Here is a 13,411-nt window from a genome sequence, read left to right on the forward strand (position 1 = left end):
TTTCCAATTCAGTCGCCTTCCTCCAGCAGCCTCTTCAGAGACTGATCAACTATCTTCTTTATCTCTTGCGGATTAGCCGTGTACTTCAGATGTTCACCGTCCAAGAAGCTTTCTATCAGTCTGGCCTTCTTGAGTTTCTCTATATGGTTGTTGAGTTCCCCGGAGGGAATTTTGAGCCTCTTGGACATGGCAATCGGCGTGTAGGACGTATTCTGCAAAGCCCTGAGGATTGCTAGCCTCTCTTTGCTGGAGAGAGCTTCGAAGACATCTATACACTCCAGGCGCATATCCTTTTCTCTGAAAGGAATCTCTATCCTGTCGTAACCTAGAATGAAGAGAAATCTTTCTTTGTTGCCCATCGAATGGGCCTGATCGATCCCGAGAAATTGTGAAACCCCTATTTCTATGCGGCTAACCTTCGTCAGTATATCAGGCACCGTTACTATTTCTAGCTTCTGGAAATAATCGTCGCCATTTTCAGTAATATTTTTTTCCAGCAACTTCAGTTGTCTCTGGTTCGAATTATTGACACGAATTTTCATCGAATTGAAAACGTTCTCTAGGTACCATTCAAGTAGGTATAGATAGTCCTCTTTGGCCTTTGCGGGGTCTGAGAAAAGTTCCATCAAATTAGCCTTTTGAGACGGAGAGAAAACAGTGCTTTCGGTTATAAACATCAGCATCTCTTTATCGTCGCTGGTTATCTTTTCCACTATTTTCTCCAGATTGGGAAGATTCATGTCTTTGACATCCGGACCGAACCCGGTACGTAGAAAATGACTAAGAAGATACTTCTCCGGAATCCTTTTTATCTCCACAATCAGTTCCTCGGGGTTTTTCAGATTCAGTTCCTGTATCACCGAGAACATAGCCACTCCGAAGTACGTTTCACAGTTGAAAAAGCGATCGAGCAGCTCTTTGATGTCGGGAGGCAATCTCTTACCAGTCTCTTTTACCCAATCTACTATTTCTGCGTCGGGTTTGAACCAATCGACGAATTCCTGATCGGCGTAGGAACTTATGATCATTTCGTTGCAGTTCAAACGGACCAAACTTAAAAGAAAATCGTAGGCAAGCGAATCCACAAAACTCACTTTCTCCACAAACATCTTCTATCACCCCATTCTGGAGTAGGTATTTCAATTATACTAAATATAGCCGGTCAATAGAAGAGATATTACTTTCGGCAACTGTCAATTCAACGTTTGCAGAGCTTTGTATACTCAGTTTTTTACCGGTATTGTTATATCATCTATTATAGGATTATCTTGAGAGGTGGAGAAGAGTCAACAACCCCCGGCTAAAGCCGTGAGCTAGTAGCTCAGGTTGACTAGCCTGAGTGTTTCGGACACTGTTACCGGCAAATGTATAGGCACCGTAGGATGCGTTCCCAAGTCTTACGCTCTGCGGTTAGTGGTTAAACAGTTCTGATGGGTAGGAGCAGTACTGCTAACGAGAAACTGTCGGATAACATTGGCGATGGGAGAATTAATCCGTAAGGAGGCAGACTATATGTTAGTCTGCATTGTTGTAAGAAAACTAAAACTTGTAGAAAGATCATCATCGCTATTATGCGAAAGGAGGGAAGCGTCATTCCTCACCGCGCTAAAGCACGGTGTTTCCTGACGCGGTTTATATGAATGATCAATACATCGGTCTGGACATCGGAGGTACGAAAATACTCGGAGCCCTCTTCGACGAAGAAGGGAAGATAATAAAGAGAAGCAAGAAACAGAGCAAAGCAGACAAAGGTGAAGAAGTTATCTTCGCTCAGGTGTGCAAGGTCATAGACTCACTACGGGACGATTCGGGGAGACTCGTTGCCATAGGAGCCGGCGTCCCTGGAGTAATAGACCATGGGAGGATTCTCTTCAGCCCGAACCTGTCCTGGAAAGATTATCCTCTTGAAGAGAAATTGGTCCAGCGTTATTCCGTACCGGCTTACGTTGGAAACGACGCCAATGTAAGTCTTTTGGGAGTCTGGAAACACGGTATCGGCAAAGGTTGTTCTAATCTGGTAGGTTTTTTCGTAGGTACGGGAATCGGAGGAGGAATAGTAGTAAACGGTTCAATATTCGGTGGTTCGACCGGGGGAGCCGGTGAGATCGGTCACATGATCGTGCTGCCCGATGGACCGTTATGCGGTTGCGGCGCAAGAGGATGCCTTGAGAGTCTTGCCTCCAAGACCGCGATCACAAAAATCTTTCAGTCTCAGGTAAATAGAGGTAGAAAGACCTGCTTCGAAGAGCTTCTATCGAAGGAAGGTTATGTGTTGAAGAGCTCACACCTGAAAGAGGCTTATACCGGAGGTGATTCTCTCACTGTTGAAGTCATGGACAGGGCAGCCGATTACCTGGGCATTGCCGCCGCGTCTGTTATAAACCTTCTAAACCCGCAACTGGTAGTCTTCGGAGGCGGCGTTATGGAAGCGATGGGCGAACTCCTGATAGAGAGAATAAGAGCCAGAGCCCGTGAACTGGCCATTCCCAGTCTTTTCTCCGCTTGCCGGATAGAGCTCTCCGAGCTGGGTGATGACGCCAGTCTCTTCGGAGCTGTTTCATTGATCGAAGACGGCCTTGGAATAACACTCCAGGGGAGGTAAGTCATGAGTGATGGAAAAGTTGGAGCGGTCATTAACATATCTTCCAACGCTTTGTTTTTAATCATTGGAGAATGTAAGGCCGGAAAAATCAAAATCCTCGAATCGCTCGAGTACCCTTTGAGCATAGGCAGGGATACCTTCAACACCGGGAGAGTGAGCCAGGAAAAAATAGAGAAGACCTGTAAGATCATCAAAGGCTTCAAGAAACTCACCCGCGAGTACAAGGTAGCTTCCCTGCGTACGGTAGCGACAACGGCTGTCCGGGAAGCCATCAATCGCGACTACCTTCTCGATCAGATTGTAGGTAAAACCAGGACGAAAGTCAGGGTCCTCGACGACTCCGAGGAGAAAGGCATCATCTACAGAGAGATGTTGTCTGAGATGAGCAGAAACGAAGAACTGCAAAAGAACAAAGCTTTGATCGCCTACATAGGCACGGGCAGTCTCGGAGTGGCCTGGTACAAAAGAGGGAGGCTGTACAGCACTCAGAATATAAAACTGGGATCTTTGAAATTGACGGAACTGCTCGGGGAGCTTCAATCGAAAACCAACAGGTTCCACCAGATAGTCGAGGATTATCTGAGTTCCTTTAAGGAAATGATACCCAAATCCTCGCCTTTCGGAAAGATCGACCATTTCGTTGTATGCGGCCAGGAAATAGAGATCATCGCTTCCTTATGTGCAACCTCTGCCGGTACGGAGATCACTCAAATTCCGATTGCGAAGCTGGACGAACTGTACGATAACCTCAAGAGTAAGACACCATCGGAGGTTGCCCAGATGTATGGAATTGACGAAGAAGTGGCCGAAATACTCCTCCCTTCTCTGGGAATCTACAGGCTTCTTGCCAGTTTCACCAGAAGTAAGTACATATACGCCAGCCGTGTCACCCTTCAGGATGCCCTGCTGAAGGAGATTCTTCTGACCAGAGAGGCTAAAAAACGTCTCGAAAGCTTCAGAGAAGATATAATACAGTGTGCTAGGACCCTCGGGAAACGTTTTTTCTTCGACGAAGAACACGGAAACAGAGTGGTCAGGAACGCTATGGCGATCTTCCAGAAATTAAAAACACCTTACGGACTGGACGAAAACGATGCGCTGATTCTTAAAGTTGCTTCACTCGTTCACGATATAGGCAAATACGTTAATTTCACAGAACATTACAGAAGATCCTACGAACTCATAAGGGGTTCGAATCTGCCGGGTGTTAGTCAAGCGGATCTGGAAACAATAGCCCTGATCTCTCTTTTTCACAGTAATCTCGTTCCATCGGAATCGGACCCCGCATTAGGACTTCTTTCCATGGAGCAGAGAGTTCGGGTTTCCAAACTGGCAGGTATATTGAGGCTCGCCGATGCGCTCGACAGATCCCACTCGGAAAAAATAGATGTTATGAAGGTAAGGATGAAGGATAACGAGATTTCCTTAACTATTCACTCGAGAGAGGACATTCTTCTAGAAGAGTGGGCCTTCAACAGCAAGGCCAGACTTTTCGAAGAGGCTTTTGGCCTGAAAGTTAACCTCAAAAAGAAGGTGAATCCCGTTGAATCTTGACGATCCCAATCTGTACCTGAACAGGGAACTCAGCTGGCTTGATTTCAACGAAAGAGTTCTGGAGGAGGCTTTCGACAAGGAAAATCCGGTTTTAGAAAGGCTGAAATTTCTTTCGATCACATCCTCTAACCTCGACGAATTTTTTATGATAAGAGTAGCCGGTCTCAAAGAACAGGAAGAGGCCGGGTATGCAGGTAGAGACCCATCAGGTATGACCGCGACTGAACAGCTCAAGGCCATTTCAATCAAGGTTCACGAATTGGTTGAACGTCAAAACAACTGCCTTCACAGATCGCTACTGCCGGCGTTGAAAAAAGAAAATATCTTCTTTCTCAAACTCGACGAATTTGACGGTGAGCAGAAAGAATATATCGAGAGGTACTTCATAGATACCGTATATCCCGTTGTCACACCGATGGCGATCGATCAGTCGAGACCCTTCCCTTTTCTCCAGAACAGAAGCATCAATCTTGGGGTGGTACTGGAGCAGGAGGAGCAACCGCTCTTTGCCGTGGTACAGATACCTCCCGTTCTTCCTAGATTGATCAAGCTGCCTTCGAAGAGGGGAGAGTGTTTCACTTTCATGGGAGATATCTTGAAATCCCATATGAACCGGCTCTTCTCGGGATACCATATCAGAGATATCCATGCCTTCAGGATCACACGAAACGCCGACTTGAGTATCGAAGAGGAAGATGCCCACGATTTGCTGATCGAGATAGAGAAATCCCTTCAAAGACGTAGATGGGGCTTTCCGGTGAGGCTAGAGATCGAAAGGGGGATGAACGTTGAATTGAGAGAGTACCTGAAAGAGATGCTTGAGCTGGCAGATGAGGATATATACGTTTCGGGACCGCCTCTCGATCTCACGCTGTGGATGAAATTCCTTCAACTGAAAGCTTTCGATAACCTCAGATATCCAAAGGCACTTCCGCAGGCTTCGCCCGACCTTTACGGTCAGGACGATCTCTTCAAGATCATAAGGGACGAAGATACAATGCTTCACCACCCTTTCGAATCATTTCAACATATATCTGATCTGGTTTACAAAGCGGCCGAAGACCCCCGTGTACTGGCCATAAAGCAGACGCTCTACAGGGTTAGCGGAAATTCTCCGATCATCGATGCGCTGGTGCATGCGGCCGATAATGGAAAACAAGTTACGGTACTCGTGGAGATCAAGGCCAGGTTCGACGAAGAGAGCAACATACAGTGGGCCAAAACGCTCGAAAGAGCGGGCTGCCACGTGGTGTACGGACTGGTGGGGTTGAAGACACACGTGAAAATGCTACTGGTAGTGAGGGAAGAAGACGACGGTATAAGGCGTTACCTTCATCTGAGCACGGGAAATTACAACGATACGACAGCAAGGCTATACACGGACATTGGACTGCTGACGGTGAGAGATCAACTAACAACCGATGCTTCAGCACTTTTCAACGTACTCACGGGTTACTCTTTGCCTCCAAGATGGAAAGCCTTCGCCGTGGCTCCTTACAACCTACGCGAAACTTTCCTGAGACTCGTTCAATCAGAGATAGACAACGCCTCCAGGGGTTACGAAGCCCGCATAATCATCAAGATCAACTCCCTGCTGGATAAAGAATGCATAAAAAAACTCTATGAAGCTTCGATCGCCGGTGTCAGGATCGATCTTATAGTTCGGGGCATCTGCTGCCTCAAGTCAGGCATCGAGGGCGTCAGCGACAATATAAGAGTCATAAGCGTTGTAGGCAGATACCTTGAACACAGCCGGATCTTCTACTTTCAGAACAGAGACAACCCCAAGTTCTTTCTTTCCAGTGCCGATCTCATGCCAAGAAACCTCGACAGAAGAATAGAGGTGATGTTTCCTGTAGAGGACGAGAGGCTCAGGAAGAGGCTGAAATCAATACTGGAGATTGTGTTGAAAGATACTGTAAAGGCCAGACTCCAGTTTCCTGACGGGAAATACAAAAAAGTTGACAGAAGGGGTAAACCACTGGTGAATTCTCAAGAGATGCTGCATAAAGCCGCGATATCCAGGCTCAGGAAGTTCGAAAAAGAAAGAATCTCTGAGCTGGCCAGCAACCCGGTGTTGAGATCGAGAGAAAAAGCATGAAAATGAACGAACGTCGGAAAGGGTCTCTTCATTTTTTGCAGCAATAAATAAAATAGAAAAAATGCACTCAACGTCGATATTCATTCAAGAATGGCTGTAAACGGCCGATTCCAGGTTTATTCGTTGAGAGATTAAGTAGTAAGCTATTACTGAAGGGGGAGTTCTCTGTGATAAGTCGAAAACTCGACTCTGAGAACATTGGAAAATCAAATCGCAGGCTTGTTCTTCAACTACTGAGGAAAAACCTGATCACGACGAGGAGAGATCTTGCCTCCGTCTCCGGGCTAAATCCCAGTACTGTGACTAAAATAATCCGTGAGTTTTTACTTGCCGGTCTTTGCGAGGAAATCAGCACGGAGGTGACCGACAGGATCGGTAGAAAGGCCATAGAACTCCGTCTGAATCGTAAGGCCTATGTATCGATCGTCGTAGATATTGGGGTCGAAGAAACCAGCATAGGCAAGGGGTATTTCGATGGAACGACCTCAACAATAAGTAGTTTCAGTACTCCTTCAACATTCGAGGAATTCACAGAGGTTCTCGTTGAGAAGACGGGAGAGGTAGTGAAAAAAATACCTAAATACAAATTTCTTGGGTACTCCATATCCGTCCCCGGCATGGTAGATGTTGAACGATCCAAGATAGTTTACGTGCCGCACCTCGGATGGAAAGATGTTTTCCTGAAGGACTCTCTCTCAAAAAGATATCCTGTCGTACTGGACAACGAAGCCAATCTCTCACTGATAGCGGAAAAGTGGAACAATCCCGGTCTTGCCGGACTCGGAGATATCGTATTCGTATATGTTTCAGAAGGTATCGGTTGCGGGATCATGCTGGGCGGACAGATCCACCGGGGCCGCGATTACTCAGCCGGAGAAATCGGCCATATGACAGTGCAGCTCGATGGACCTAAATGCTACTGCGGCAACAGTGGTTGCTGGGAAACCTTCGCATCCAGTGAGGCAATTGTGAGAAAGGCGCAATCGGAGGGACTTGAGCTGAAAGGTTCAAATAATAACGAAAGATACCTGGATATTTTGAAGAATTATGAAAAGAGTGAATATTCCTTTTTGATTGAGGAAATAGAAAAGAGTTTGGCCGTTGGAATAGTCAACATAGTGAATTCACTGGACCCGGAGGTAATCGTCCTTGGGGGAGTGGCTTCCATGCTTCCGGAAGAAGCGCTCAAACGCCTCACCGGAATCGTCAACTCCAGAGTTCTGTATGCAACCGGACAGAACATAGAAGTGAGGAGAAGCATTCTCGACACTCACGGCAAGACCAGTTCGAATATGATAGGCGCAGCACTACATATCATCGAGCGCAGAGTAGATGATTTCATCTGAAGGGGCGATCTATGGAGGTCTTTGTTGGAATCGACATCGGTACAACCTCAGTGAAGGCGATAGCCGTTGATAGCAAGGGCAAGATACAAAAATCTCTCTCTAGAAGCCTTCCTTTGCATACGCCAAAACCGGGATGGGTCCAGCAAAACCCGAAAGATTGGTGGCAAGCTGTCGTTGAAGTGCTCTCAGAGCTTTCTAAAAGCGGTTGTAGAATAGCCGCCATCTCCGTGAGTGGTCAGATGCACAGCCTGGTCGCACTAGACGATAGAGATGAACCGGTGTATCCATCCATTCTCTGGTGCGATCAACGAACCGAGAAGCAGTGCGAAGAACTCACCGGTAAACTCGGTGGTGAGAGGGCAGTCATTGAATCCTTCGGGAATCCCATTCTTACAGGCTTCACCCTTCCAAAATTTTTATGGCTCTCAGAAAACGAACCTGAACGTTTTTCGACGATCATCAAATGGATGCTTCCTAAAGATTACGTAGCCTACCGCCTCACGGGAAGATCTACGATCGACTACTCGGACGCTTCCGGCACCTCGGCCTTGACTCTGGAAGGAGAGTTTTCGACACGGGCGCTTGAACTGTGTAGCATAAATCGATCATCAAATCCCGAACTCGTCAGTTCGGGCGAAGTCATAGGATCTGTACTCGAAGGAACAATCCCGGGACTGGAGGGAATCCCGGTGGTGGCTGGAGGAGCCGACAACGCCTCCGCGGCCTTCGGTTGTGGAGTGGAATGGCCTGGCGATACCATGGTCAGCCTCGGAACTTCGGGCACGGTGGTGGCGGTTACGAACAGTGCGGTACCCGATACCACCGGAGGCATTCACCTCTTCAGGCACGTTTCCAGTGATTCCTTCTACCACATGGCGGTCATACTTTCGGCAACCAACTCGCTGAACTGGTTCAAGGAAAGGTTCGCCGGTGAAATCGAGCTCGGCGAGATCGAGGCTATCGTTTCCGGTACGCCCGTAGGTTCAAACGGAATTATCTTTCTACCTTATCTCAACGGCGAGAGGACTCCACATCGTGACCCGAACGCCAGAGGTACGCTTTTTGGTTTTTCTTCCTTCCACGGCAAGGGAGACGTGTTCAGGAGCATTTACGAAGGAGTCGCCTTCGCGCTTAGGGAAGGAGCTGATCTCATAAAGAGATTGGGAACGTCTATAGAAAGGATCAGAATAGTGGGTGGCGGTTCGAGAAGTGATACATGGTGCCAGATAATTGCCGACAACCTGGGAAGAGAGGTCTGGTCTCCTCGGGTCGATGAAGGTGCCGCCTATGGCTCTGCCAGACTCGCAGCCATGGCTATGGGGTTGGAATCGGATTCCTGGATAAAGCTCGATAGGTGCTTTACGCCGAACTGTGAAGGAAAAGACGTTTACGATGCGATCTTTGAGATATACAGGGGTCTATACAGCAGCTTAAAAGAGAATTTTTTGGTTTTGGGCGAGCTACAAAAAAGATTGGTGAAATGAAAAGGGGGACAACATGATCTTCAAGGATATCGACAGAATTAGGTATATGGGACCGGACAACAGAGATCCTCTGGCTTTCAGCTTTTACGACGCGGAAGAAGAAGTCTTCGGGGTCAAAATGGGCGACTATCTCCGTTTCTCTGTAGCTTTCTGGCATACCTTCAAAGGCGATGGAAAGGATATGTTCGGAGATCCCAACGTAAGACGGGGATGGAGCACGATAAAGGATGAAATGACTCTTGCGAAGATCAAAATCGACGGACTCTTCGAACTCTGTGAAAAGCTGGATATAAAGTACTTCTGTTTCCACGATAGAGACATCGCTCCGGAGGGTGAAACTCTGCGAGAGGCCAACAGGAAACTTGATGAGATAGTCGTGCATATAAAGGACCATCTGAAAGATGGGAAAGTTCGCGTCCTTTGGGGGACCGCCAATCTCTTTTCAAACCCGCGATTCGTTCATGGAGCTGCAACTTCGTGTAGTGCAGAAGTTTTCGCTTACGCAGCAGCACAGGTCAAGAAGGCCCTCGAAATTACCAGAGAGCTGGGCGGAGAAAACTACGTTTTCTGGGGTGGTAGAGAGGGGTACGAAACTCTCCTCAACACAGATATGTCACTTGAGATAGACAACCTGGGCAGGTTCATGAGAATGGCCGTCGATTACGCCAAGGAGATCGGTTTCACCGGCCAGTTTTTAATCGAACCAAAGCCTATGGAGCCAACGAAGCATCAGTACGATTTCGATGTGGCCAATTCACTCGCTTTCCTCAGAAAGTACGGACTGGAAAACCACTTCAAATTCAACATAGAGGCCAACCACGCTACTCTGGCAGGTCATACCTTCCAGCACGAATTGAGGTACGCAAGGATCAACAGTATGCTTGGCAGTGTTGACGCAAACCAGGGTGATACGCTTCTCGGATGGGATACCGACCAGTTCCCGACCGATTTGTACACCACAACGCTAGCCATGTACGAAATAGCTCTGAACGGCGGTTTAAAACCCGGAGGATTGAATTTCGATGCTAAGGTCCGTAGAGGCTCAATGGAGGAGAAGAACCTCTTCGCCGCCCACATTGCAGGAATGGACACCTTCGCTCTTGGTCTGAAGGCAACCGCTCTGCTCCTTGAAGAAGGCTCTATCGAAAGGCTGTTGCAGGAGAGATATTCGAGCTTTTCTAAAGGAGTCGGAAAAGAGATTGTGGATGGAACGGCATCTTTTAAAAGTCTTGAGAGTTATATCCTAGACAGGAAAGATATATCACCGGAACCTTCGAATCAGGAATACCTTGAAAGACTTGTAAACTGGGCAATAGCAAACGCTGCCAGATAAAGCGCAACCGACTTGAAAGTAGGGCCATGCCTGAAAAGGCATGGCCCTTCATCGGCTGGTTCTTCGATATTCAGAAGTTGAGTGTGGCAAGCATGCCGGCGTAGTACCCGGCAAGCTGGTCCTTCATCGTCGGGTCTACCAGACCCAAGAAGACAAAAAACTCACCCGGGCCAAACGTTTCGGGATTTGGCGATTCCGAGAACAGCGCTATCCAGCAGAGCTGACCGGAGAAATCGAGTGTGTAAAGATTGATCGACGACTCGCCTTCTATCTTTATTGTGTGACTGGCAGCGATGCTGTACCCTCCGAAGGCACCGAGATAGGTACCGACTATTTCGCCGAGGATTTCGGTCGTCACGGCAGACTCATAAAACTCCCCTACCATGAATTTCGCCAGGATCATTCCACCAATACCCAGGTCTGCAACTTCGAACCCATCGCCCATCAAGAATTCAACGGAAAATTCCGGTGGCATTGCGAAGCCAAAATACTCGCCCTCAACGTCTTTCCAGGAATCTATGTTCTCAATTTCTACATCTTCCCCGGCGAGCAGGCTGGCGATGATTCTTATGAACGGGTCGTCGGGTACGGTAACTTCCACGATAGGGGGTTCGATTATCTCGGGTGTAACTACCGGTTCGACTATCGCCTCAGTCTGGTAAACGAAGCTTCCCACCACACCAGCTATCCAGGATTTGGCCATGTCCAGAGCCGGCCCGGTGAAATTCGATGGTTCGAAGAAGAAAATGGCTACGGAGCCGGCGCTTGTAACATCAAGGCTCTCCTTCGGAGAGTAAACGATCACCGAGGGAAAATCAACGGTTTGCCCCGTTATTTTTAACGAAGCCAGATAGGCTGCCAGCCCGTTGTCGAAAGACCTCTTCTCTTCGAAAGACTTCTCTCCGGTAGCTTTATCTCCATACACAGATGAAACAACAGTGTTCAGCAACTCCTGAAGGTCATAGCTTTCGAGCTGATAGTAGAAAAGCCATCCGAAAAGCCGCCCTTCTGAATCGTATATTCTCACATCGTAATTCACATCGTATTTTTGAGTCGATATCGAAAAATGCTGGGGCAGCTTCAACTCTCGATTGCCGACGATAAAAGAGGTCCATGTCGGGTCTTCCGGTTCTTTCCAGCCATCTCTGAAGGATTGTAGCAGAGGATCGACCGTTCTCAGGGTGAGTGTCTCAAGCGGAGAAACTGCCGGTGTGGCCTGCGTTGCCTCCGGGGTCAAGGTTCTTAGACCCAGCTGTCCAAAAAGCGCGATTGAAATAGTCATAAAGAGAAGGAATAAAATGAATTTCCTCATATAAACACCTCCAAGTGAGATTCCAGGTATTACTCTGGTCTAAAGAAAATTGTACTACCACGGCTTATAGATATATGCACAGTGGAAAGTGACTCATCTGTAGATCAGGCAGGTTTATCGTACCCCAGCGAACCAAAATGCCATCTCAATCCTATGAATTCAATAGCCTTCTTCAGAGCCTGATTGATGGGATATACTCTTTCAGCCAGATACGGATCAATACCCCTTACCCGCCTTGCGAAGTTGGAAAACACAGGTATATCGAGGCCGCCGTTGACACTGTCAACGACCTTCCGCATTATATCCGGGTAGTTGACTTTCACGAGTTTGCAGATCACGGGCACCGGAAATGCGTCTCTTCCAATCATTGCGGAAAAGCCAAAAAGCCGGCACATCAACGGTCTGAATCCATAGTGGCTGCAACCCCCTTCTGGAAGCAATGAGGCATCGTTTTGCAGCAAAACACAGGGATCATCTTCTGTCTTTAATTCCAGAATTTCCAACAATTGTCCGGCTTTATCGTTCTGCCATAAGTTCATAGAGAGCGGAAGAAACTCAAGGATAGAAACCTCGATGTTCGAAGAAGGCGTCTCGCAACAACTTCTGCAGCCGGGAAGACACCTGAGACCGGTTTGAAGCATCGTTCTGTTTATGCTGGCGTTCAGCTCTTCGTAGATCTCTTCGAGCTGGGCGATTCTTGCAAATATGTCTGCGAAGTCCAGTTCACTGTTCATAGATCACACTCCTGGAGAGCCGGAAGATCAACGTGCCGGGTTTCGAAATAAATACACTTGATTATTCAAGAAAGCCGTTTAGATACATTCAGCGGCTACCACACCCGGATATAGGTGTAAATCTCCGTAATGCTTCACTTTCAAATACTAATCTTCGCAGATTAATTCCCGTAGTTCGTATTCTTAAAGAATCTCGCAACAGTTACACAAACAAGGGGCTGTCATGTAATACGAAGATGGTTACTCTTTGCTTTGAAGAGTTGTTGTCTTCTATATCATCAAATAAGAGGAGGCCCTTGAACTTATACTTCACTCTTCCCGGTTTTCTTCCACTGGTTTCTCCGACTCGGTGTCGAAAAGCCAGTGAATGAACTGAGCAAAACCCTGTCCGGCAGATTTCAAAGCCTTTTTGAAGGCGTCTACCGTCGTATTCACATCCTGTCTGTACACGACGAGCTCCGAAGTTGCAGGCGTTTCCTCCTCCGATAATGATTCCAGCTTTCTTATAAGGTTTTCTATCACTTCTTTGCTTTCTTGAAGTTCACTTCTCAGAGATTCGTTTTCCCATTCTAGATCGGAGAGCTTTTTCTGAAGTACAGCGACCTCTTCGGATCCAGAGCTTCGATACACATCTTCAAAGGCTTTGTGGGCAGCCTCTTTAATGGTAAAGCCACTGGCTGTGTATTGGGGAATCTTTTTGACGACCGAAACCGTGCTTTCGTCGATCGCCTTCACCAGACCCTCATCGATAAGGACCTTTGCGTAGTTCCTGACGGTGTCATACTTAAGACCACTCACCTGAGAAAGTTCCCTGTAGTTCATGGTTACCCCTCCATGCTTCGATTATCATACGCCATATAAAGTATAGCAGAGTGTCCGCAAATTCCTTCTCAATATCCGTTTCTAACCTTTCAAAAGGTTTTCGGACATACCATCTGGTATCAT

The 13,411-nt window shown here is 47.4% G+C and carries 10 protein-coding genes; 6 read left to right on the forward strand and 4 right to left on the reverse strand.

The window, feature by feature from the left end; all coding sequences use genetic code 11:
- Positions 1 to 8 precede the first annotated feature (8 nt).
- Positions 9 to 1,109 carry a helix-turn-helix domain-containing protein gene (locus PKX57_RS03975; RefSeq protein WP_213921088.1) on the reverse strand — a complete coding sequence of 367 codons (1,101 nt, stop codon included), beginning with the start codon at positions 1,107 to 1,109 and terminating at the stop codon, positions 9 to 11.
- A 527-nt stretch (positions 1,110 to 1,636) separates the two neighbouring features.
- Between PKX57_RS03975 and PKX57_RS03980 the strand changes: the two genes are divergently transcribed.
- The 6 genes from PKX57_RS03980 to xylA all read left to right on the forward strand — a co-directional run bounded on the left by PKX57_RS03980 (position 1,637) and on the right by xylA (position 10,420).
- The gene (locus tag PKX57_RS03980) at positions 1,637 to 2,602 is read left to right on the forward strand and encodes an ROK family protein (RefSeq protein WP_213920316.1); all 966 of its coding nucleotides are present in this window, start codon (positions 1,637 to 1,639) and stop codon (positions 2,600 to 2,602) included.
- A 3-nt stretch (positions 2,603 to 2,605) separates the two neighbouring features.
- Complete coding sequence (locus PKX57_RS03985; RefSeq protein WP_214075849.1) at positions 2,606 to 4,156, forward strand: Ppx/GppA phosphatase family protein; 1,551 nt, start codon at positions 2,606 to 2,608, stop codon at positions 4,154 to 4,156.
- Positions 4,146 to 6,257 carry an RNA degradosome polyphosphate kinase gene (locus PKX57_RS03990; RefSeq protein WP_213920318.1) on the forward strand — a complete coding sequence of 704 codons (2,112 nt, stop codon included), beginning with the start codon at positions 4,146 to 4,148 and terminating at the stop codon, positions 6,255 to 6,257. The genes PKX57_RS03985 and PKX57_RS03990 overlap by 11 nt, the downstream gene beginning before the upstream one ends.
- Positions 6,258 to 6,556: 299 nt before the next feature.
- Positions 6,557 to 7,603: an ROK family protein gene (locus PKX57_RS03995; protein WP_470745591.1), complete on the forward strand. Its 1,047-nt coding sequence runs from the start codon at positions 6,557 to 6,559 to the stop codon at positions 7,601 to 7,603.
- Positions 7,604 to 7,614: 11 nt separating this feature from the next.
- Positions 7,615 to 9,087: a xylulokinase gene (xylB, locus tag PKX57_RS04000; protein WP_213920320.1), complete on the forward strand. Its 1,473-nt coding sequence runs from the start codon at positions 7,615 to 7,617 to the stop codon at positions 9,085 to 9,087.
- Positions 9,088 to 9,100: 13 nt separating this feature from the next.
- Positions 9,101 to 10,420 (forward strand): xylose isomerase, encoded by a 1,320-nt coding sequence (xylA, locus tag PKX57_RS04005; protein ID WP_213920321.1) that lies wholly within the window; start codon positions 9,101 to 9,103, stop codon positions 10,418 to 10,420.
- 70 nt (positions 10,421 to 10,490) lie between these two features.
- On the opposite strand, the gene PKX57_RS04010 is transcribed toward xylA, so the two are convergent.
- From PKX57_RS04010 to PKX57_RS04020, 3 genes are all read right to left on the reverse strand, one after another.
- The gene (locus PKX57_RS04010; protein ID WP_472416090.1) at positions 10,491 to 11,732 is read right to left on the reverse strand and encodes a hypothetical protein; all 1,242 of its coding nucleotides are present in this window, start codon (positions 11,730 to 11,732) and stop codon (positions 10,491 to 10,493) included.
- Between the two features lie 104 nt (positions 11,733 to 11,836).
- Positions 11,837 to 12,466 (reverse strand): YkgJ family cysteine cluster protein, encoded by a 630-nt coding sequence (locus tag PKX57_RS04015; protein ID WP_213920323.1) that lies wholly within the window; start codon positions 12,464 to 12,466, stop codon positions 11,837 to 11,839.
- 309 nt (positions 12,467 to 12,775) lie between these two features.
- Positions 12,776 to 13,288, reverse strand: coding sequence for a winged helix-turn-helix domain-containing protein (locus tag PKX57_RS04020; RefSeq protein ID WP_213920324.1), 513 nt, complete (start codon positions 13,286 to 13,288; stop codon positions 12,776 to 12,778).
- Positions 13,289 to 13,411: the final 123 nt, after the last annotated feature.

Origin of the sequence: Mesotoga sp., assembly GCF_035363035.1 — a bacterium.
In the GTDB taxonomy this organism is placed as follows: domain Bacteria; phylum Thermotogota; class Thermotogae; order Petrotogales; family Kosmotogaceae; genus Mesotoga.